Source organism: Enterococcus hailinensis, assembly GCF_045862035.1.
In the GTDB taxonomy this organism is placed as follows: Bacteria; Bacillota; Bacilli; order Lactobacillales; family Enterococcaceae; genus Enterococcus_A; species Enterococcus_A hailinensis.
Window position 1 is genome coordinate 41,071 of record NZ_BAAFRV010000009.1, and the last position, 23,510, is coordinate 64,580.

Annotated in this window: 19 protein-coding genes; 1 reads left to right on the plus strand and 18 read right to left on the minus strand. The window is 37.2% G+C overall.

Translation table 11 applies throughout. The annotated features are described in order from the left end of the window. Positions 1-123 precede the first annotated feature (123 nt). From ACKTSC_RS08165 to ACKTSC_RS08190, 6 genes are all read right to left on the minus strand, one after another. Positions 124-489 carry a PqqD family protein gene (locus ACKTSC_RS08165; RefSeq protein ID WP_332581280.1) on the minus strand — a complete coding sequence of 122 codons (366 nt, stop codon included), beginning with the start codon at positions 487-489 and terminating at the stop codon, positions 124-126. Further along, on the minus strand, positions 482-2,401 hold the full coding sequence (locus ACKTSC_RS08170; protein ID WP_332581281.1) for an OPT/YSL family transporter: 1,920 nt from the start codon (positions 2,399-2,401) through the stop codon (positions 482-484). Before ACKTSC_RS08170 ends, ACKTSC_RS08165 begins: the two co-directional genes overlap by 8 nt. Before the next feature lie 88 nt (positions 2,402-2,489). Further along, positions 2,490-3,908 carry a dipeptidase PepV gene (gene pepV, locus ACKTSC_RS08175; RefSeq protein ID WP_332581282.1) on the minus strand — a complete coding sequence of 473 codons (1,419 nt, stop codon included), beginning with the start codon at positions 3,906-3,908 and terminating at the stop codon, positions 2,490-2,492. 607 nt (positions 3,909-4,515) lie between these two features. Continuing rightward, entirely contained in the window at positions 4,516-7,134 is a 2,619-nt protein-coding gene (ppdK, locus tag ACKTSC_RS08180) for a pyruvate, phosphate dikinase (protein WP_407857327.1), read from the minus strand. Positions 7,135-7,304: 170 nt separating this feature from the next. Then, complete coding sequence (locus tag ACKTSC_RS08185; RefSeq protein WP_407857328.1) at positions 7,305-7,676, minus strand: DUF1304 domain-containing protein; 372 nt, start codon at positions 7,674-7,676, stop codon at positions 7,305-7,307. A 74-nt stretch (positions 7,677-7,750) separates the two neighbouring features. Beyond that, positions 7,751-9,502 carry a glycoside hydrolase family 13 protein gene (locus tag ACKTSC_RS08190; RefSeq protein WP_407857329.1) on the minus strand — a complete coding sequence of 584 codons (1,752 nt, stop codon included), beginning with the start codon at positions 9,500-9,502 and terminating at the stop codon, positions 7,751-7,753. A 479-nt stretch (positions 9,503-9,981) separates the two neighbouring features. On the opposite strand from ACKTSC_RS08190, the gene abc-f reads away from it, so the two are divergent. Beyond that, positions 9,982-11,481 (plus strand): ribosomal protection-like ABC-F family protein, encoded by a 1,500-nt coding sequence (gene abc-f, locus ACKTSC_RS08195; protein WP_407857330.1) that lies wholly within the window; start codon positions 9,982-9,984, stop codon positions 11,479-11,481. A 52-nt stretch (positions 11,482-11,533) separates the two neighbouring features. Here the strand turns inward: abc-f and ACKTSC_RS08200 are convergent, their stop codons facing one another. The 12 genes from ACKTSC_RS08200 to ACKTSC_RS08255 form a co-directional block, all read right to left on the minus strand. After that, positions 11,534-12,136, minus strand: coding sequence for a DUF3841 domain-containing protein (locus tag ACKTSC_RS08200; protein WP_407857331.1), 603 nt, complete (start codon positions 12,134-12,136; stop codon positions 11,534-11,536). Continuing rightward, positions 12,094-12,651 carry a DUF3841 domain-containing protein gene (locus ACKTSC_RS08205; protein ID WP_407857332.1) on the minus strand — a complete coding sequence of 186 codons (558 nt, stop codon included), beginning with the start codon at positions 12,649-12,651 and terminating at the stop codon, positions 12,094-12,096. The genes ACKTSC_RS08200 and ACKTSC_RS08205 overlap by 43 nt, the downstream gene beginning before the upstream one ends. Before the next feature lie 228 nt (positions 12,652-12,879). Then, a complete protein-coding gene (locus tag ACKTSC_RS08210; RefSeq protein ID WP_332581318.1) occupies positions 12,880-14,373 on the minus strand; it encodes a BCCT family transporter in 1,494 nt (497 codons plus the stop codon). A gap of 66 nt (positions 14,374-14,439) precedes the next feature. Next, positions 14,440-15,759 (minus strand): betaine reductase selenoprotein B, encoded by a 1,320-nt coding sequence (gene grdH / locus ACKTSC_RS08215; RefSeq protein WP_407857333.1) that lies wholly within the window; start codon positions 15,757-15,759, stop codon positions 14,440-14,442. 10 nt (positions 15,760-15,769) lie between these two features. Further along, the gene (locus ACKTSC_RS08220) at positions 15,770-17,095 is read right to left on the minus strand and encodes a glycine/sarcosine/betaine reductase component B subunit (protein WP_407857334.1); all 1,326 of its coding nucleotides are present in this window, start codon (positions 17,093-17,095) and stop codon (positions 15,770-15,772) included. A 123-nt stretch (positions 17,096-17,218) separates the two neighbouring features. Further along, entirely contained in the window at positions 17,219-17,683 is a 465-nt protein-coding gene (gene grdA, locus ACKTSC_RS08225; RefSeq protein ID WP_407857335.1) for a glycine/sarcosine/betaine reductase complex selenoprotein A, read from the minus strand. A 747-nt stretch (positions 17,684-18,430) separates the two neighbouring features. Continuing rightward, positions 18,431-18,754, minus strand: a complete 324-nt coding sequence (locus ACKTSC_RS08230; RefSeq protein WP_332581322.1) for a PTS lactose/cellobiose transporter subunit IIA — start codon at positions 18,752-18,754, stop codon at positions 18,431-18,433. A 13-nt stretch (positions 18,755-18,767) separates the two neighbouring features. Next, positions 18,768-19,286: a GrdB-related putative oxidoreductase gene (locus tag ACKTSC_RS08235; RefSeq protein WP_407857336.1), complete on the minus strand. Its 519-nt coding sequence runs from the start codon at positions 19,284-19,286 to the stop codon at positions 18,768-18,770. A 13-nt stretch (positions 19,287-19,299) separates the two neighbouring features. Then, complete coding sequence (celB, locus tag ACKTSC_RS08240) at positions 19,300-20,655, minus strand: PTS cellobiose transporter subunit IIC (protein WP_332581324.1); 1,356 nt, start codon at positions 20,653-20,655, stop codon at positions 19,300-19,302. A gap of 26 nt (positions 20,656-20,681) precedes the next feature. Beyond that, positions 20,682-21,011 (minus strand): PTS sugar transporter subunit IIB, encoded by a 330-nt coding sequence (locus ACKTSC_RS08245; protein WP_071858149.1) that lies wholly within the window; start codon positions 21,009-21,011, stop codon positions 20,682-20,684. Between the two features lie 20 nt (positions 21,012-21,031). After that, positions 21,032-21,985, minus strand: a complete 954-nt coding sequence (locus tag ACKTSC_RS08250; protein WP_407856211.1) for a glycosylasparaginase — start codon at positions 21,983-21,985, stop codon at positions 21,032-21,034. 172 nt (positions 21,986-22,157) lie between these two features. Next, positions 22,158-23,462: a Sapep family Mn(2+)-dependent dipeptidase gene (locus tag ACKTSC_RS08255; protein ID WP_407857337.1), complete on the minus strand. Its 1,305-nt coding sequence runs from the start codon at positions 23,460-23,462 to the stop codon at positions 22,158-22,160. Between the last annotated feature and the right edge of the window lie 48 nt (positions 23,463-23,510).

A 23,510-nucleotide genomic window follows, 5' to 3' on the forward strand; every position in this document is an offset into this window, starting at 1 on the left:
TACCTATTCTATAAATCAAGTATAACAAACAAGACGTTTAAATTCGCTTAAAAAAGAAATCGTTTCCGATGAATGCATAAAATAAAAAGACCTTCCAGCAAAATTTGCTGGAAGGTCTTTTGTTTATACTAGTTCGATGTATTTCTCATTCTTCTCTAAATGATTTAGATAAATCAATAAACGATCGTACAATTGATTATTGGCTTCTTCAATGGCTGCACCAAGGTTTTCACCAATTTCTCTCACTGTTCGTTGGCCATCGATTTGTTGGAGAATGAAACTACCATATTTATCAAGTTCCATTTCAGAAGTTTCTGGGATCTTATAATGAATCTTACGTAAGAATCTTTGGACCCAAGCATTTTGTTCAGTGATCACAAATACGATGCCATCACGAACTTCATAATGCAAATCTTCTTTTTGACGATAAACTCGATCTAATAATCGATCTGTTTCAGGATTCACAGCATTAGGCTGTTGATTAGTCATTGTGTTTCACTTTCTTCACGCTTAACAACGGAACGATGATCGCCACAACTAAAATCGCAAGTAGTAAGAAGGCTGCACCATTAGATCCTAAGAATCCAGTTGGTGTTCCTGGAGTTACTACACCAGTGATTTGTAAGATGATTCCGATCAAACCGATGATTGACCCACCAGCGATTAAACCAGATGATAAGCTGACACCTAAAGTAACACGTTCTTCAGCAACTTCTTCTGTTTCTTTTTTGTTTAGTTCATCGATCAAACGACGGATCAACGCACCAACTAAAATGATTGAAGTTGTTGAGATTGGTAAGTAGAACCCAATTGCAAATGTCATGATCGGCACTTTCATGAAGTGTAACACGATACCCATGGCAATACCTGCAATAACCATGTGCCATGGAAGTGAGCCAGTCATAATACCTGAAGTTAATGTTGCCATTAAGTTCGCTTGTGGTAAACCGAATGGAGGGTTAGAACCAGTGATCGCTAATTGTGGAGCTAAGATAACCATCATACCTGTAACGATAACCACACCTACGATGTTAGAAATCAAGAAATAACGACGTCCTTCTGAGAAGTTTCCGCCCATTACGAAAGTAACTTTTTGTGATTGAGAGTAACCACCAGCTACAGAGATTGCTAATACGATAAATGTACCAAATAATAGTAATTGTTGTGTGTTTTCAGTTGTTGTCCAACCCATCATAACAAATACTAGTGTTAAGATAACCATTGAAGCAATCGTCATACCAGATACTGGCAAGTTTGAAGTTCCGATCGTACCAGTCAAACGACCAGCAACGATAACGAATAAGAAACTCAAGATGATTGAGATGATGCCGCCAACTAATGCCATTGCTACGCTACCGGTAATAACAAATCCCATTACGATACCGATAACAGCACCAATGATTAATGGCAACATTCCGCCGCCTTCTTGTTCAGAACCGTCTTTGCGACCTTTTAATGTTGCAGAGATTGATGAAATGATTGTTGGGATCAATTTGATCGCACCGATCAATCCACCAGAGATCATCATACCAGCTCCGATGTATTTAACATAAGAACCAGAGATCACTGCAAAATCAGAAGCATTCAATAATTGAGAAGCATTATCCCAAACATGTGCGCCTCCATCAGCCATTCCCATGAAGTAGCCTAATAAAGGAGCAATCGCGAAGTTCGCTAAGATCGCACCCGCAAACATCAAAACAGAAACATCCATACCAACGATAAAACCGATACCTGCTAATAATGGGTTTACTTCTGTTTCAAATTTCCATTTGTAGAAGCTTTCATTGACATAGCTGATCACGTTGTTCATCACACCGAAAACAGAACCAGTCAATGCAGTTAAGATACCACCGATACCAAAACCGATACCCATATATTTCAATGAGTCGCCACCAGTATCAGAAGCAACTAGTGTCTCTGAAATAGCCATTGCTTCAGGATAAACTAATTTTCCGTGTTCACTGACTAACATGTAATCTTGAACAAGTGAGAATACACCAACACCAAGTAATACAGCACCGATACCTAGACCGACACCTTGGATAAAGTTCACTTTACCACCAACTAAGATAACCGCTGGTAATACGAAAATCATACCTGAGGCAACTGATTCCCCACCACTAGACATTAATTGTAATAAGTTCTTACCTAAAATTGTTTTTGGTTTTACAAACAAAGCAACCAAACCTGAACCAATAATTGCACCTGGGATACCTGCTGCTACAGTTAAACCAGCTTTCATACCTGAATATGCAGTTGATGCAGCAAATAATGCTGCAAGTAAAATACCTAAAATCATGATAATTGGTGAACCAGATTTTTTAGGCTTTTCGGCAACGTACGGGACATAGTCCTTTCCGTCAATTCCGCCAAAAGCGTCTTTCGAGAGTTTTTTCATTATTGAAATTCCTTCCTTACTATCTTTTCCCCTAATGAGACGAGGAATCCCGTAAAGACAGGATTCCGAATCCTCTCATTACCGACTATTATTTAACTAAGCGATAAATTGCGTCAGCATAGATAGCTGTTGCTTTGAACAAGCTATCAATAGGCATAAATTCATTTGGTTGGTGCATTACGTTTTCTTCACCTGGGAACATCGCACCATATGCAACACCACGTTCTAGGATTCGACCGTAAGTTCCACCACCGATTGATTCTTCGTGGCCTTCAAGACCTGTATGTTCTTCGTACACATCCAATAATGTTTTCACTAATGGATCAGTCGCTGGAACATAGTGAGGAGTTTTCACGTCACCGATGATCGCGATTGAAACACCTGCATCTTTAAGAACTTCTTCCATATTAGCTAAAATATCATCTTTAGTGATACCTTCTGGATGACGGACATTCAAGGTAACTTTCTTGTCGCCTTCAGCAGTATAATCAAACAAGTTTGCTGATGAAGTTGTTTCACCCATTACATCGTGTTTTGTGTAAGCATTCAATTTCTTACCGTTGTAATCTAAGTGCATGTATTCAGCAACTGTTTGGATATAGTTTGCGCCATTTCCATCCAATTTGTAATCTACTAAGAATGTAGCTAAGAATGTAGCAGAGTTCACGCCAAATTTTGGTTCTTGTGCATGAGCAGCTTTACCAATAGTTGTCAAAGTTACTTCGCCATTTGCTTCGGCAAATTCACCTTTAACATCTGTCTTTTTAACAAAAGCTTCAAAAGCAGCTTTTAAATCAGCAACTTTTGCTTCATCGTTTACTTTAAGTACAGCTGTCGCGTCACCAGGGACCATATTCGTACGTAACCCTGACTTGAAGCTTACTAAATCAAAGTCACCTGACTCAGCGTTGTCTTTATTTGCAAATGTTACTTCGTAAGATAAGATTCCTTTTTCACCATTGATGATTGGGAATTGTGCATCTGGAGAAAAACCAACTTTTGGCATTTCTTCAACTTCCATATAACGGTGGATTCCTACCCATTCGCTTTCTTCGTCAGTACCGAAGATAAAGCGGATTTTCTTAGAAATCGGTAATTCTAAATCTTTGATGATGCGCATTGCATAGTAAGCAGCGATTGAAGGTCCTTTGTCATCGGCAGAACCACGTGCAAATAATTTTCCGTCCTTGATTACTGGTTCAAATGGATCTGTATCCCAGTTATCATCCACAGGAACTACGTCCACGTGTCCTAATAATCCAAACATTTCTTCGCCGTCACCATATTCGATGTGTCCAGCAACGTTTTCGATATTCTTAGTAACAAACCCATCACGTTCGCCAAATTCTAATACTTTACGTAATGCGGCAGCTGGTCCAGGTCCTAGAGGTTCTTCTTTAGTTCCATGCTCAATATCGCGAATACTATTGATACGGATCAAATCACCTAAGTCTTTTAATAAGTCGTCTTTACGTGCGTCTACTTCTTTTTGCCAATCGATTGTCATTATTTAATCCCTGCTTTCTCTTTTTTTAAACAAGCTATATAACTTGTTAGTTTCATTAGAAAGTACATGTCTAAAATGTGATACTCAGATTCTGACAGCTTAGAATAACTCATTAATTCAACTGAACAACAATTTGTGAGAAAAATTTATTGTGTCAGACAATTCATAAAAAATCATTTTCTGAATAATGAAAATGTTATTCTATCATTCCTAATTCTGCAGTGTGTTTCACCTCCCAAGTTAGCATTATACCGTATTTTATCTAATAAGTCATTGTGAAAAATCTATCATTTTAAAAAAAATGAACAGTTTTTTATCAGAAATAAGGTTTTTTCATAAAAATTTATTCTATTTTAGCTGAATAATTATTGAGTTCGACATTCACGACATGACTGATTTAACGCCTGATAAAAGTATATCTAAGTATGTATACGTTTACAACTTACAATTTATTCATTTAATTGCGGTTTCTCTCATTTTAATGCCATATGTGATTAATCTCTTTTTTTCATATTTTTTGTACAATAGTAAAAAAAGAGTGTCTATATCAAGACACTCTCTTTCTGATTTACTATTTTAATCTAACCAAAAATTAATTTTTGTTTTTTTATAGGCTAGCAACTTTCGCTTGTGCTAAGGTCATTTTAGCTTGTGGAATTCTAAATGGCGAACATGAAATATAATCGATCGCTAAATTTTTCAAAAAAGCAATTGATTTCGGATGTGCCGCCGCTTCCCCGCAGATCCCGATTTTTAATTGGGGATTCACTTGCCGTCCACGTTCAATCGCTAGTTTCATCAATGCTCCTACTCCCGCTTCATCTAATACTTGGAATGGATCATCCTTTAGAATCGCAGCATCTAAGTATTGATTGATGATCCGCGGAGAATCATCCCGTGATAAACCTAGCGTCATTTGCGTTAAATCATTGGTACCAAAACTAAAGAAATCAGCATACTTGGCGATCTCATCCGCAACAAAACAGGCCCTAGGCATCTCGATCATTGTCCCGATTTGATAATTTAATGGCTGTTCCTTATTAGACAAACTCTCGACGATAGCCGCTTCAATTGCTTTACGCACATGTGCAAATTCTCGCGCATCGATCGTAAAAGGAATCATGATCTCTGGCTGGATCATATAGCCGGTTTCATCCATGACTTCGTAAGCTGCTTCAACGATTGCTTCAGCTTGCATTTGATAGATTTCTGGATAAGCCACACCTAAACGTAATCCACGAAATCCCAACATAGGATTTACTTCAGCTAAATTTTCGGTTTTTCGTTTGACTTCGTTGAATGTTTTTCCTAATTCCGTTGCGACTTCTCGACATTCATCACTAGTCTTAGGTAAAAATTCATGTAATGGCGGATCCAACAAGCGAATCGTTGTCGGTTTTCCCAACGATGCTTGATAAATAAATTTGAAATCTTGTTTTTGAACAGTTTTTAGTTCCTTCAACACATCTAATCGTTCTGCTAAGTTATCCGCCAAAATCAAACGTCGAAATTGCAATAAACGATTTTTTTCAAAAAACATATGCTCTGTTCGTGCTAAACCAATTCCTACAGCTCCTAAAGTTAATCCCATCTCAATGTCTTTTGGCGTTTCAGCATTGGCTCTTACTTGGATCGTAGAATACTGATCCCAAATGGCTTGCAATTCATCTAATGCCACCGTCTGGGCGACTTCTTCCATGGGTATTTCACCAAAATAAATTTTTCCACTCGAGCCGTCGACCGAAAGAATCGTCCCCTCTTCAATCGCTTCCTCACCAACTACGGCGCGATTTTCTTCCAATACAGACAAATGTTCACATCCTACAACGGAACAGATTCCCATCCCACGCGCTACTACAGCCGCATGAGAAGTCATCCCACCACGGCTGGTGATGACTGCTTCACTAACGGCAATTCCTTCGATATCTTCAGGGGAAGTTTCCTCACGTACCAAGATCACTCGTTCACCTCGGGCTTTTGCCTCTGTAGCTGCTTCGGCCGAAAAATAAGCCGCTCCTGTAGCAGCACCGGGGCTAGCTGCCAATCCCGATAAAAAGGCTACTCGTTTTTGTAATGCCTGCTCTTCAAAATTTGGGTGGAGGGCAGCAGCCAAATCTTTTGCTTCGATCCGTTGAATCAATTCTTTTTCATTAATGATTTGTTCTTTGTATAAGTCTAGTAAAATCGCTAATGCCGCTTTTGATGTCCGTTTGCCGTTTCTTGTTTGTAAAATAAACAATTGTTCACGCTCAATCGTAAATTCAACATCTTGCATATCTTGATAATGATGCTCCAACTGCTCACAAATAGTTGTCAATTGCTGGAATTGTTCCGGCAACTCTTCAGCCAACACTTGGATCGGTTTAGGTGTACGAATGCCTGCAACGACATCTTCACCTTGAGCATTGATCAAATATTCGCCGAATAATCCGCGATCACCAAGTGAAGGATTCCGCGAAAAGACCACTCCAGTTCCAGAAGTCTCACCAAAATTGCCAAAAACCATTTCCTGAATATTAACAGCTGTCCCTAGATCATCACTAATTTCATGCAATCGGCGGTATGTTTTAGCGCGTGAATTGTTCCAGCTACTAAAAACAGCTTTGATTGCTAAATACAACTGTTCAATTGGGTCTTGAGGAAAATCACGCTTCAATTTTTTTTGGTAAAGCATTTTGTATTCGCTTACAATTTGTTGCCAATGCTTTGCAGTCAATTCATGATCATAAACGAGTCCATTCGCTTGTTTTAAAGCCGTAATATGTTTTTCAAAATCAGCTGTCTCCATACCCATCACAACATTCCCAAACATTTGTAAAAGTCGACGATAACAATCATAGGCAAAACGCGGATTTTGGCTATTTATAGCTAAAGCTTCAACAGTCTGATCATTCAGACCTAAATTCAAAACCGTATCCATCATACCTGGCATCGAAAATTTTGAACCACTACGAACAGATACAAGCAATGGATTCTGAGAGTCATTAAAAGATTTGCCAGTTTGATGTGCCAATTTTTTTATGGCTATCATTACTTGTTTTTTCATTTCATCAGTTAAACGATTGCCGTGGTTTAAATAGTAGAGGCATGCTTCAGTTGTCACAGTAAAACCAGTTGGAACAGGCAAACCTAATTTAGTCATTTCTGCTAAATTTGCCCCTTTCCCTCCTAATAAATCCTTTTGCTCTTTTGACCCTTCTGAAAATAAATAAACCCATTGATTCATGCCATTCTCCTTTTAAATAGTTTATTTGTTCTAAATACAGCATAATACGAGTCTTATTAATTGTCAATAAGATGATTATATATTTTATTAAACCACTTATAAAATGCATATATCTTTTTATCATCTGGTAAACAAAAAAATTCGACTAAGTTTTTCTTAGTCGAATCTTTTTAAACTAATTTCATTAAAATCAAGATTAACGTAATAAACGCTGGCAGTGCTTGAATCAAATAGATTGATTTGGTAACTGTCTTGCCACCATATAGTCCGACGATCACAACGAATAAATTCAACAACAGCAAGACACTGAAGCGGGTGGTCCCTTGAAATATAAAAACACTCGCTATCATTACCAAACCCAAACTGCCATTATAGATTCCCATATTTTTTAATGCGATCTGTGCATTTGACAATTTTACAAATTCCAATGGCATCCCAAATGTTTGCGCCTGTTTTTCATTCGACGCAAACATTTCTAACCCCATGATAATTACGTGTAAGATCCCAATAATCGTTGAAAGAACCAAAATAATACTTCCCATACAAACGTCCCCTTTATTTTACTTCCTTCACTATAACGATTTTGAGGCACTTTTCCCATTAATAGGACTTGTTTTTAACATTCTTCAATGACAAAACCATGTTTTGCCAACTGATAGGTTGATGATTCATGGTAATTTTGTCCAAATAAACGACGACCTTTAATTTCTGTTTCAAAAAACTCACCTTCATTGAACAATGCAACAATTGTTTTTTCTTTATATGTTCTGGTCAAGGAAACAGTTTTTTTATCGTCATCATAGTGCCAAGTAGTTGATCCATAACTAAAGACTTCTGAGAATTGCTTTCTAAGTGCGATCAGCTGTTTCATAAAAGTATGTAGCTCTTGATCTTGGTCTTCTCCCCATAACATGCAGCGGCGGCAATCCGGATCTGCTCCTCCCTCCATTCCAACCTCTGTCCCATAGTAAATACACGGTGTTCCTTTTTGAATAAACATGAAAGTCAAGACGGCTTTCATTAATGCTTGATTGCCTTGACACAAAGTTAAGATTCTTGGTGTATCATGGGAATCCAAAAGGTTGAATGTCACTTCGTTAGTTTGGTCGCGGTAAAGCAGTTGTTGACGGTTCATACCAAAAATCATTTGTGAAAGTGAAATCGACTGTTCGACAAAAAAAGCTTTGATTGCATCTGTAAATGCATAATTCATTACCGCATGGAACTCGTCTCCTTGAAGCCAGTTTTGTGAAGTGTGCCAAATTTCACCGAGAATATACAAGTCTGGCTTTTGTTCCAATACAGCTTGATGAAATTCTTTCCAGAAATGGTGATCGACTTCATTAGCCACATCTAAACGCCACCCATCAATATCAAATTCACGAATCCAATAAGTAGCAATCTCTAATAAATATTTTTGAACGTCAGGATTAGCTGTATTGAGTTTTGGCATATTCGGATTAAAATTAAATGCATCGTAAGTCAAATTCTTGGCATTTTCTGAATTTGGGATCGCCGTATAGCGTGGCGGGAACGATTCGATATGGAACCAATCCGCATAAGCAGATTCTTTTCCATGTAGAATAACGTCTTGCCATTGGTGAGAACTTGCACCCAAATGATTGAAAACAGCGTCCAGCATAATGCGAATCCCACGTTCATGCGCTTTTTCAACCAATTCACGAAACAATTGCTTATCACCAAAGTGTGGATCAATTTCATAGTAATCGACTGTATCATATTTATGGTTGGAAGGAGAAGTAAAAATCGGACATAAATACAACCCATTGATTCCTAAGTCTTCTAGATAGTCTAGTTGATTGATTACCCCTTGTAGATCACCACCATAAAAACTTTCTCTGGTCGGCTTTTCACTACCCCAAGCAATTGTATCCTCAGGATCATTCGATGGATCACCATTACAAAACCGTTCTGGAAAAATTTGATACCAGACCGTTTTAGCTACCCATGAAGGAACCTTAAAACGATCGATTTCATGAAAATACGGCATTCTAAAGTAAAGATTATCACGTGCTATTCGTTGTTCATCAAAAGCAAAAATACCTTGATCCGTATAGAAAATCTGCGTGCCTGAAAAGTCAGTAATCAAAAAAGCATACGCCAGACGATGATGCGGCGCGGTCACTTCGATTTCCCAGTAATCATGGGTGTCCGTCGTATAGGCTTTTTGCATTACTTGCGGATGTTGATACCATTTTTCTTCGGCAAATAAATAGAAATCGCCACTTAACAGCTCTACTTTTTTTATCTCATCGCGGGCTGTTTGCAATCGGATGCGCATCAAATCCTGTGTGTAAAGAAAAGCATATTCACTTTCGGGACGATGATAAATTCCAGCATAATTCATCCCACCACCTCCGTTTCTAATTTTATTGTATCAATTCCATAATTATAACTCCACTAATACAGATTATTAGGCTTTTAACTCATATTTTTAGTGAAAATATGCTACTATAATAATAGAAGAAAAAATTTTCTTCACCTCGTTTATCGAGGATCACTCCAGGGCGTAGCATGTTTGGGGAAGCGGCTACGTCCATATTTTTTTGACAAAGCCGACGACTTCTGTTTTAATAAATCTAACATAGAACGAAACGAGGGATCATGCCATTGAAAAACTAAGCGAAGATTGGAAGACGCAAACTAATCAGAGATTGACCATGTCAATGGATTGGTGTGCAAATTTTCAGGATTGGCTTAGGATTTCAAAGGTAGGTCTCTTTTTTGTACGCTTTTTTCACATCGATTGATCACCCTCCTCCCCTCTTCCTGAAAATCATAAATAGCTGTTTAAGCAGATTATTTATAGAATGGAGGAAGACCTATATGACAACGATCCAAATTAAAAATTTAACTTTCGGCTTTGATAAACAAGTCGATTATTTATTCAATCATACAAACCTAACCATCGATAGCTCTTGGAAATTAGGTTTAGTTGGCCGCAACGGTCGCGGGAAAACAACTTTTTTAAATTTATTACTAAACAATTATCCTTATCAAGGAGAAATTATTTTTCCGCTCCAACCAATTTATTTTCCATCAGCTATAAAAGAACCCGCACAAATCACCTACTACTCCCTATTAGAAATCATGGATTTTGAACAATGGGAATTAGAACGTGAAATGACTTTGCTTCAACTAGATCCACAATTATTGTGGCGCTCTTTTCAATCACTTTCTGGCGGTGAGCAAACAAAAATCTTATTAGCCTTGCTTTTCACTCAAACGGGCTATTTTCCTTTAATCGATGAACCAACAAATCATTTAGATATTTTAGGTCGGAAACATGTGGCAGATTATTTAAAGCATAAAGAGGGATACATCGTCGTCAGCCATGATCGTCATTTTTTAAACGAAATTACCGATCATACTTTAGCAATTGAAAAAAGTCAGCTGATACTTTATCAAGGGAATTTTGCTACGTACGAGGAGCAAAAAAAATTACGTGATGAATTTGAGCTGGCACAAAATAAAAAAATAAAAAAAGAAGTCGGACGATTGAAACAAACTGCGGCTGAAAAAGCTGAATGGTCGTATTCTAGAGAAACTGATAAATACGGCAAACCTTCTGAAAAAGGCAGCGGAAAAATCTTTGATACGGGAGCAATTGGAGCTCGTGCTGCTCGAACCATGAAACGTTCAAAAACGATCGTTCATCGAATGGATGAGCAAATCACAGAAAAAGAAGGTTTATTAAAAGATTTAGAAGACGTCGATCAATTAACGATGAATTACCATTCTAGTCGACACACACAACTTTTAACAATCGAAAATCTGCAACTTTCTTATGATGGACAAATAAATTTATTTGCTCCCTTATCTTTTTCAGTAGCTCGCGGGACTATTACTGGATTGATTGGTCCAAACGGCAGTGGGAAATCTAGTATCCTGCATCATATCTTAGGCGATTTTACCGGTACTGGTCACGGCAAAGTTACTTCTCCAGCTATCCGTATCAGTTATGTTCGGCAAAATTACGAAGACAATCAAGGGTCGCTAAAAGATTTCTCTGAAGCGAATCATTTGGATTATTCGATGTTCTTAAATAATTTACGTAAGCTTGGAATGGAGCGGAACGTCTTCCAAAATCGCATCGAAGAAATGAGTATGGGACAACGGAAGAAAGTAGAATTAGCAAAATCACTTGCTCAAGAAGCTGAATTATATATTTGGGATGAACCTTTAAATTATCTGGATGTGTTTAATCAAAAACAATTAGAAGTGCTATTAAAAGAGTTTCAACCAACACTCTTGATCGTGGAACATGACGCAGTATTTTTAAATGCTATCAACGCTCAACAAATTGAATTAAAAAAAGAAACATAATAAGAGACTGTACAAATGTACAGTCTCTTATTATGTTTTTCTATTTTTTTATTCAATCCATAAACGAATGAACCCAAGAAGCTTTGATTTCCCAGATACCACCTTGAATATCCTCAAAAGGGAGTTCTTTGGTTCTTTTTATCCATTCATCATATTGGAAAAGCTTTTCCCAACTAGTTAAAAGTTCTCTTTTTAAAATAGGATAAAATGATGTATTAAAAACGTCGCCTTCATAAGCTATGTTAATTTTTTTTAGTTTATCTTTATACTGTTTTACTTCTATTTCGCTGCCTAAAAATTGGAGATTTAGCACTTTGTTCCAATCAGACATCCTAAAAAAAATAACATTATCGATTGGCACCGATAATTCCATCAGCACTGTATCTTCATGATTGTCCAAATACTTAATGTCCGTAAAAGTCCAAATTGCTGATTCAGCATCTTCAGGTGGTGGAACGAGACTTCTTGCGTGATGATGATACCAAAAATAGGCTTGGGAAAAGACCGGCGCCACTTCACCATATTTATCCTGTATGAATTTACTTTTAACTACATATCTTTTAGTTTCTTTCAATCTTTCGATTACAATTGTATTTTGTGAAGTATACAGTCTTACCGAATTATTTTGGTGATCCATTCTTTTCGAATTTCCCATATCGTTCCTACCTTCTCTTCGCCTAAAATACTTGAATCCTCAAATAAACGCTCATGACTCTTTTTGATTTTCTGTTTGATATTTGGGTAAAATGGTGTCATGTACGCGGTACAATCATCGATTCCATAAGTTTTCAACAATTGATCATGTTCTTTTTGATCGGCTAAATTTTTAGGAATATATAAATGATTAACGATATTTCCCCACTTCAACAAATCAACCATGAGCAGATGGCTCTTTTCAATTACAATTTCTAATCTTATATTTCCTTCACTATTGTGGATTGCTTCTTCTGGAGACAATGAGACCCAAATAGGGTAACGCACGTCTTTGGGCGGGGGAATAATTTTTGACGCAGCTTTGAAATACCATCCATAAGCTTCTAAATAAAGGTCGCTATACTCTTCCATCTTCTGTTGAATGTACTCTTTTTTTACTATATAACGATTATTTTCTTCTATATCTCGTAAAATAGCTGCATGTTGCTTTGTCCATACGGTCACCTTCTCACTCATATTTCCTCCTCCAACCTACAAATTAAAGAAAAAATGAATCAACACAAGCTAAACAGAACGTTTTTGCTAGTAAAACAACCTTCATCTCATTATTGATAGCACATGAAATTCTCTGACTGCTATTGGCAATTCATTCATGCGTAACGTGTTTAATTTGCTTCTCCCCTTGATGAAAGGTCAGTGCCTATAGTGATCAACACAATGATTTTTACCATTTTGGACAACTGATTATTCATTGTTCACAATAGGTATTTCTTTTATTTTCTTTTTATCCCTAGCTTCACTTATTAATGCTTTAAGTAAACATCCAGCACTCAACAACATGATGACTGTCAATGGCAATGCCGCTACGATCGAACAGGTTTGTAAGGCATCCAATCCTCCCGTCATTAATAACACCAATGCTAATAATGCTTGAATGATTCCCCATAAAATCTTTTTATCATTACCTGGGTTCAAATCGCCTTCTGAAGAAAGCATGGATAGCACAAAAATACCAGAGTTGGCTGAGGTAATAAAAAATGTACATAAAAGACAGATTGCAATAATAGAAAATAACATACCTAACGGATACTCTGCAAACACCACGAACAACGCTGTTTCTGTCACTTGCTTGGCTTGATCAATAATTTCACTATCCAAATTCAATCCCAAACTTCCAAAAATCGAAAACCAGATAAAGGAAACCATTGAAGGAGCAATGATAACCCCTAAAACAAACTCTTTGATCGTTCTACCTTTAGAAATTCTGGCAATGAAGGTCCCAACAAAAGGTCCCCAAGCAATCCACCACGACCAATAAAAAATGGTCCATGAACCTAACCAAGAATTATCACCGAATGGATTGATGGAAAAACTTTCTGATACAAAATTATTAATATATCCACCAAAAGAATTCGTAAAAATATTCAAGGACATAATTTTAGGTCCCACGATAAATGCTCCAACTAAGATAGCAATAGCTAAATATAGATTAATATCCGATAGAATTTTGATTCCTTTATCGATCCCACTTACAGCGGTCCAAGTATACACAATCGTCAACCCTACAATGATCACTATTTGGACTAATCTAGTAGTCGGAATATCAAATAAATAATTTAGCCCTGAATTTATTTGTAAGGTACCTTGTCCTAAGGACGTAGCAATTCCCGCGACTGTAGCAAACACTGCACAAATATCAATCAGTTTTCCAATAGGACCTTTAACCCCTTCCTCACCTAATAACGGTAAAAAAATACTACTAATCAGACCCGGAGTATTTTTCCTAAATTGAAAATAACCCAATGCCAAACCTATAATGGAATAGGCTGCCCAAGGATGAAAGCCCCAATGTAAAAATGATTTTTGCATCGCTAAATCAGCGGCTTGCTCCGTTCCACCAAATGTAGAAAAATGATTTAGTGGTTCTGCAACTCCCCAAAAAACTAATCCTATCCCCATTCCAGCTCCAAAAAGCATCGCAAACCAAGATTTGTTGCTAAACTCGGGTACGGAATCATCTGGACCTAATTTTATATTCCCAAAACGACTAAAGGCGATCATTAACGAAAATATGACAAAAACAAACATAGCAATCAAATAAAACCACCCAAATGTATCTACCAAAAATGCTTTTGTGGCATTCATAGCTAAAGCAAAAGGCTTCGGAATGATTAATCCAATTACTACAATGGCAACGGTAATCAAAAGAGAAACGTAAAAGACTGGATTTTTTTTCATAGTGAATCTCCTTTTTTAAAGTTCTCTAATTAAACGAGCCGTTTGAAACGGCTCGTTAGATATTGATTAAATTTTCACTTCAAAAAGACTTGGCTCATCGATTTCTGTTGTTAATGCATCTAGTGCTACTCCAACCCGATGATAGCGCAAGCGATGTTGCTCCTCTTTTGGTGTTGCCGGATCCCCTAACGGATAAGGAATTGAAATTGTTGGAACGATTCTGTTTACTCCAACTGTTCGCGCAACTGGAATCAGATTGGCCATTTGAACAATTGTAATGCCAGCTTTTTCAATCTCTCTGGTCATCGTTGCACCGCAACGAGTACAGGTTCCTCAGGTGGAAGTTAGGATAACTGCTTGAATACCATCATCGATCAATTCTTTTGCAATTTCTTGACCCATACGTGTTGCTTCTGCTTGAGTCGTTCCAGTGCCGACAGTTGCATAAAAATATGGATACACTCCGCCGATCTTTCCTTCAGCTGCATATTCCTTCAAAACATCCAATGGAAGTACTACGTTCGGATCATCGTTTGCTGCTGCAGGATCGAATCCAGCATGTATCGTCATGAATTCACCTTTTGCCAACTTATCCATAGCCTCAACATTGTATTTCCCCCATTTTGTTGCTGAAGCAGATTGAATCCGATCCGGATTGCCTACTGGTACAATTCCTCCCGAGGTGACCAAGGCCACTTTCATTTTAGCTAGTTTTTCTGCAGGAATAGCCGGTGCAATCGGTGCTCTTTCAGATTTAGGAATAATCAATTCTGACTGATACTCTGCGCCATTTACTTTTTTCAACAACATATCGATCACTCGATCGGTCGCAGGGACTTTAGGTTCCAGCCAAACTTGATCTCTTACACCGCGGCCAAAATATCCTTCTTCCGAAGCTGAACTCAATGTTTCTCTACGTAACAATCGCAAAGCAAAAGCAGTCATTCTTTTTACATCTTTTCTCATGGCAGCTGCGCTTGCTCCGCCTCTAAAAATGTACATTTCTTTACGGAACATTTCGACACCAGGATTTTCATCATTCATGGAAGTGATAGCTGGTACTCCGAATTTTTTTTGCACGGCAGAACAGATATGTCCACACGCTGACCCGTAACGTCCGGCACGAAAAGCTGGCCCCGCAAAAAAGATATCAAATTCTTTATCTGCTAAAAATTCTAAAATTCGTTTGACCGCTTCTTCAGTATTTGATCCCATAAAATTGTCGCCACAAATAATCGTATGGGTGATCTCAATCTCCTCTTTCAACGCATTGGCATATGCAATCCCCGGACCAACCAACCCTTCCCTGATCTCAGGTTCGTGGTCTGCAAATTCTTCTCCACCAATTTGACCAAAAAATTGGTTAATATATAAAATCGCTTTCATTTTATCCTCCTTAAAATTCAACCATTGTTTTGGTCGACCATCCTACTACCTGATCGCCGCAAAACATAGCATTATTTTCCATAATGATCGAGCCATCCTCTTTAACTGAGGCCCCTAACAGCTCATCATTTGACCAACCACCAGAAAGTCCATCTCGCGCTAAAGATTCTAATTCGCCTAAAACGGTCTTCATCGGTGGTAATTCAATCAAACTTGAGACATTTCCTGTAGATACAATGGCATCACATTTGTCATCCATTGATACTAACGGTTGACTCGCTCCATCACGTCCTGTACATTCATTAGTCAAACCAACTGTTTTAACACCAGCATCTTCCAATGCAACATAACAAGCAGTGAAGTCAGCATCCGGATTCCCATATCCTTCTTCGGCTACTACAGCACTATCGGCGCCTAAATTTTTAGCCATTTGAGCTACAAAAAGCGCCGCTCTTTCCTTTTGTTCCAAGGCTACATTTAAATTTGACATGATGATGCCTAAAAAATTGATCGACTTTCCATGTTCTTGGTACAGACGTTTGATCATTGGAAAATTTTGGAAATCATACGTAGACCACTTTGAAGAACACGGCATAAATGAACCCGAGATCATTGCACCGTCCAATACTTCATTAGGATGCATCAAAGTTGGGAGCATCAAATTACAATCCCATCCATAATTCAAATCATTATATCCAATCTCTTCCATTTGAGATTGTGGCTGTAATACAAATACGACACTTGGTAATTCATTAGTAGCTGGATCGCGTTTAGTAATCGGAGATAGCTCAAACGTTTCTACCTCATCAGATTTCAATCCTTTTGTACAGGCTCCGATATATTCGGCTAAACGCATTCCTGCCCATCTTAAAGCTTTATTTTTCTTCTGCTGTTCATGATATTCAAATTCTTCATCTGTGTGAGCTACTAAAACTACATTTTTCAGTTGTGAATAATAAGTATATTTCGCTCCTTCACCACTCATATCGATCAATCCATCTTGAAATCCACCATAATGTTTACCAACAACTAGAACGCTCATATCTTTTAAAGCATGAGTTACACCGTTCCCTGCTTGCATTAATTTTCCTGTGACACCTGGGAAGACTGGACCACCGCCTACTCGATAACGCGGCTCAATTGCTTCTTTAACTGGTACTAAACGGACTTCATCTCCCGGATTCACAATATGAAGCTCGGCCTCCGTTATGTGTTCGTCTTCAAATATTACATCCAAAGCTTCTTTTTTATTGATAGTTAAAATACCATCGCTATAATTAGTTTCTTCGCCAAATTTGATTTCTTCGACATAAAAATTTGCGATATCTAATTTCATTTTGTACTCCTTTCATCGTCTAAGATTTCTGTTGCGAAATGTCATTTGTAACACTTTGCGTACTGCTTAAAAAAATTGAATCCCAATCAGATTTATTCAAAGTCATAAAAAGTTATACGAAAACTATTGACTTGTTTGGCTTCTGACTTCGGTCATTTCATTGGCGATATCCTCAATATCCAGTACCATCTCCATCATGCCAACATGTTCTTCGTACAACTTAGGATCGATTTCATTTTTCATTTCTAATTCACAGATATGGTATACCTTTAGTCCCAACTGGACTCCCGCTAATGGACCGGCAAATGTGGGGTCTCCTACCGTTACAGTTTCTGCCGCTAATCCCGCAGCTTCACCTTCAGATGCACCAAGAATAACCACAATATTCTCTGCACCGAATTCTTCTGTAAGTTCTTTGACCCTTTTCTGATTTTCCAGATCCATTGCACCCGCAGCCGTTCAGACGAAGCATTCTGTAGATGAGAATACGACATCTGCACCAAGTGGTTTCACACACTCTTCAACTGCTTGACCAGGCACACCGTCTCTGTCGCCAAGAATAATTATTTTTTTGTCTTTCAGCAACATTTTGTTTCCTCCTTATTTTTTATTATTTAATCGGTTTATCCGATAAATACATGAATAATTATTTTTCTAGTCTCTGTATAAAAACTAGTTGGCAGTACTTAATAGACAAGTCTTAATTTTGCAAAATATTTTTCATATCCTTTTTAAATAGATAATAAATTGTGATTAAATGAACATGGATTCAAGCACTAAATTTCCGCTTCGTCGATTGGTTACAAAAAGCTATATATAAAACTAATTCTAGCAATCACTTTTTTTATGACAATTATTTTCAAATGTATTTTTTTAATAATTTCATTCATTTTTTTATGCTTTTCAATATAAACAGTAACTATTGGTCATTTTATTTATTTTGAATGTTATCCAACAAAAATACTGATTATTTTTTTCTATTGTTTTTGAGTTAATATTTGGGAATTGCTGTTTACATATTTTGTATCTCTTTAAAATCCCCATTTTTTTACTGTTCTATACTGAAAAATAATTACAAATTAAGAAGTTAAACACAATCTCATTTGTAGAAATTGTTTTCTTTTATTCATTTGTTTGTTCCTGAATTGAGTTCTGACCTTTCTTCTTTTTAATTATTAAGTAAAAAGACTGTTTTTTAAAATATGCGAATAGGTATAATTTTATCTACCCTCATCAAAAAGAGCCTATCGACAAAATTGCCGATAGGCTTTTAAAATTTATTTACGTGTCTATAAAAAAATCTGGCAAGGAATAGATCCCTCGCCAGATAAACTATTATTGTTCTAATACGGCTAAACGTTTATATACATCAATTAATTCTTGGGTCAGCCCTAAATAAGAGATCGCATTCATCAAATGATCTTGGCTGTGAACCATCAATAATGTAACTTCTGAATTATTTCCACTTGCTTCAGCTGTCAGAAGGCTTGTCTGCGTATTATGAGCTTCTACTAAAGCCTCATTGGCAGCCTTCATTCGTTCTTCCGCTTCTGTAAAGTTATTTTCTTTTGCTGCCGATAAAGCTGCCACAGCTTCACCTTTTGCATTTCCCGCATTCATGATCAATCCCATGACTACTTGCAATTGTTCATCATTCATTGAAAATCTCCTCTTAAAAACAAATTTGTGTCTCTAATTTTTCAGTATCTTGTCCTTTTGCTTTTTCTGCTACGAGTAATGCCATATTCTTGAAAGATTCATTTAATCCAATGCCACCTTTTTTTGGCATTTTAACAATTGGAACAACAGCTTTATAAATATCCGTTGCTGGATTCTCCTGTGACATAGCGGCAACTGCAGGTATTCCTTTTTGATTCAAAATTTCTGTCAAAGATCCTGCCATTTCTCCAAAATTTGGATAATGCATCGCTGGACCACAAAGTACCGCATCTGCTTGAAATTTTTTAGCAAATCCAACAAATTTCTTAGCCACTTCTGTTTGATGTGGTAAATAATATTGATCTCCACAAAACAAGGTAGCAATTATTTCAGCATCATGTTCCTTTAAATATGGTAGTAATGTTTGCCCAGGACCTAGTGCTGCTTTTTTCCCACTAGGAGCTAGACTGGCATGTTCGTCACTGCCCATGCCCGCTTGGACATGATTCAAAATCAAAATGATCTTTTTCATTTATCTCATCCTTTTAAATGTCATCAAAGTCAAAAGTATCAAAATCAATTTCTTCTGTTTCTATAGCTTCGGCTTCTTTTTCTTCTCTTAAATACTGATCATCCATTACTCTAATAAATGGATAATAAATAGCCATTCCTAAAACGATCAGGATTGCTTGAAGAACTGATGCTTGCCATCCACTTACTAAGAACCCTGAAATAATAGGTGGTGTTGTCCAAGGTAATTGAATCCCATTTGTGTAAGGAACGATGCCCCAATCCATCGCAAAGTAAGAAATAATAATATTGATTGTCGGTACTAAGGCAAATGGAATCAAAATAATTGGATTCAACACGATTGGTAGTCCAAAAATAATTGGTTCATTAATACCAAAGATACTGGGAACCAATGAAAGTTGAGATAATTTTTTAACTCGTTGACTCTTACAAAACAGCACCATAACAATTATCAGTGATAATGTTGAGCCTCCACCGCCAAAGGTCGCAAACATATCTTGAAATTGACCAGTGATAATATTCGGAATCTGATGACCATCTTTGAAGGCTTGCATGTTTTCTACTGATAAAGCACGTAAAACAGGATTGAATACCGCTCCAACAACACTACTTCCGTTAATTCCAAAGAACCAAAAGAAATGTAAAAATAGATAAGCTATAATCATAGCTCCCAAAGTATTTCCTAAACTTAATAATGGCGTTTGTAAGAATGTGAAGATGACATCTTGCAGACTGCCCATCGATGTCAATGAAACCAACCAGTTGATAACAAACATAATAGTTACAACTACAAAACTTGGAATTAATGCTTCAAAAGATTTAACCACGGTTGGCGGTACACCTTCGGGCATTTTGATCGTCCAGCCGCGATGGATGACTGCTGCGAAAATACGAGTAGAAACTAATGCAATGATCATGCCTAAGAATAGACCACTTGACCCCATCCATTTTAATGGCAAACTAGTAACATCATAAACTTGAGTGCTGTTCTCTGGTGTAAATTGAGTCGTAAATGGTGTCAAAATGAAGAAAGATACTAATGCTAATGCACCAGATTGTATCGCATCAATGTTTAACTGACGTCCTAAACTATAAGCAATCCCTACGACTGCTAAAATCGTCATGACATCAAAACTTGCTGATGCAGGCACTGACATTAATGATTCCCAATTGTCACCTAAAATAGGCGAAATAATTTCATTCCAATTAGGAATTGGAAAATTGGCAAGTAATAAGAAAAATGATCCAACAATTAATAATGGCGTAGAGATTAAGAAACCATCACGAATAGCAATTAGATATTTATTTTCTCCAATTACTTTCGCTAAAGGGGTTAAGACTTTTTCCAACCAGTTTAAAAACTTCTGCATCTTTACTTCCTCCAATCTTTTATAGACTATTTTTTATTTTGTTTGATTAGTTTTAGCGCTTCTTTCATTGCTTTTTCGCCATCCATCATCCCATAAATTTCTGGTTCAATAGCAGCTACAGGAATTCCTTGCGGTTCGAATTTTTCTTTGGTTTTTTCTAATAAAAATTTGACTTGTGGGCCTAATAGAATTGCCACAGGTTTTTCTTTGTCTACAACTTCTTGTGCTCTAGCAACCGGAAAGGCTGTGATTTGGAGCGGCATATTATGTTTTGTCACTACTTCCATCATTTTGTTTACCATAATACTTGTAGACATCCCCGCATCGCAAAATAGATAAATTTGTTTTTTACTCATTTTATTCACTCTCCTATTATTTATTCGATTGGTGCCTTAATCCGTTTTTCATAAGCATCTAGCCACTCTTGTGTGATTGGCTGGATATCAGTGGTATGATTTTCTCCCATGTTCGCAATAAATATTGCTGGTTCTGCTTGGTCATTTCCTACACTAAATGTAAATTCTACATTGGTAGCCACACCCCATTCACCTTGATTGTTCATCGCGACCAGCGAGAAAGCACCCGCTTTCCCATAGCGTTGTGTCAATTTATCATGAAATTCATAAACTGCTTTGTCACAAGCTGATTGAGGCTTCAAGCCTTCTCCCATCAAGCGTACAATTTCATAAGAGAGACAGCCTTTCATTAAATCTTCACCTAGTCCAGTAGCAGCTGCACCACCGATTTCACTATCTACATAAAAACCTGAACCTGATAATGGTGAATCCCCCACACGTCCTGGTTTTTTCATGAATAATCCTGAACTAGAAGTTCCAGCTGTCATCGTGCCCATTTGATCCAACGTGATAGCTCCGACCGTATCGTGTCCATCGTAAGGATTTAAATTATGCTCGTGAATTTCTTTCAAGCGTTTTTCCCAAATTTTATGAGCTCGCGGTGTCAACATGCTTTTTCGTTCAAAACCTTCCAGCATTGAATATTTTGTTGCCCCCTCACCGACACGAAAACTATTGAATTTGTCTTTACTAAGTTTTTTAGCGACAGAAATAGGATTTTTCACATCTGTAATACCTGCAACTGCTCCGATTTCAAATGTGTCTCCATGCATAAAAGCTGCATCCATCTCTAAAATTCCTTCAGCATTTGGCAATCCTCCAAACCCAACTGATTTGTAATACGGATAATCTTCAACATTCTTTATTAATACCTCTACTGCATCTCCAGCTTTTTGTTTGTCCTCTAATAGCTGTAATGCTTCAACGACACCATCATGTGCCATACGCCATGTGGCAATTGCTCCCCAAGCCATCGTCATACTCCTTTCGTGAACGTTTCCATTTAAAATATGAACTTATTATAAATAGTATATACTGTTTTGTATATACTGAATTTGAATTTTTTTCGTTTTTTAAGCGTTTTCTTATCTGATTTTTTTGAAAACTCAAAAAAAGGTTTAGCATCATCTGCTAAACCTTTTAAAATTACTCTTCAGTTATTGCCAACATTCCTCGCATATAAATTTCCATATTCATTAGCAGATCGGTCTCATCCATATATTCATCTTGATTATGGGCAATTCCTTTTTGTCCAGGGAATGAGGGGCCAAAAGCGACAATATTTGGAACAAAACGGGCATAAGTCGCTCCTGTTGTGGTTACTGGTGTACCATCTAATCCAGTCGCTTCTTCATAAACTTTCGAGAGTTTTTGGATATTTTTATTTTCTTTAGGAAAATGAGTGCTCTTGATTCGGCGGACAACCGTCAATTTTGTATTCAATGGCAATTGTTTAGTTAGATTTTCAGTTACTTCTTCTTCAGTCACCGAAACAGGGTACCGAACTGCGATTGAAAGAATTAACTTGTTCTCTTCTTTTTTCAATTGATAAGGTGTCAACATCAATTTTCCACTGTCTTGATCAAAAAAATCAATTCCTAATCCTTCACCATTGTGCTTTTCAGCTAAACTTTTTATGATCCAAATAAAATAATCAGCTAATCTTCCCATAGTTATTTTTTGATCAATTATTTCTTGAGCCAATAAAGTAATTGCATTTTTCCCAAGTTCCGGTGCATTCGATGGAGCACGCTTACCTTGGACAGTAACCGTATGACCAGCTATTTCTAAAGCTAAGTCATCAGGCACGTGATCTCTTGCTTGATCACCTATGAAATCCCCCATTTTTGCTAATTCGCCATCCTCAAATGTTGTAATCAACTCATAGTTCACGATGCCCCGTTCACCGTATACAACAGGGTATTTACAGTCAGGAGTGAAGCCAAATATAGGCGGTTTTTCTTCGCTTAAATACAATGGAATATCCGAACTACCGTTTTCTTCATCCGTTCCAAAGATGATACGAATAGGTTTATTAAACTGAGCATTATTTTCTTTCAATAATTTTAATCCAAATAAACAGGCCATGATCGGCCCTTTATTATCTAAAATACCTCTACCATAAAAACGACCCTCTTTTTTACTTAACTTAAACGGCGGGAATGACCATCCGTCACCTGCTGGAACTACATCTAGGTGTCCTACGACCCCAATGTACTCTTCACCTTCACCTAATTGTGCATAGCCCACTGCATCATTTACAATAGCTGTTTTAAATCCATAAGATTTAGCTAACGTCATGACTTCTTCCAAGGCAGCTTTTGGTTCTTCACCAAAAGGAGCATTTGGAGCCGGCTCACCTTTGACACTAGGAATTTGTAGGACGCGATCAAGATCCTGATAAAATTGTTCCTTATTTTCTTCGATTACTTTTTTAAAATCAATTGTCATAAGAAAAAACTCCTTTTTGAAAAATTATCTCTATTTCATTTAATCCAA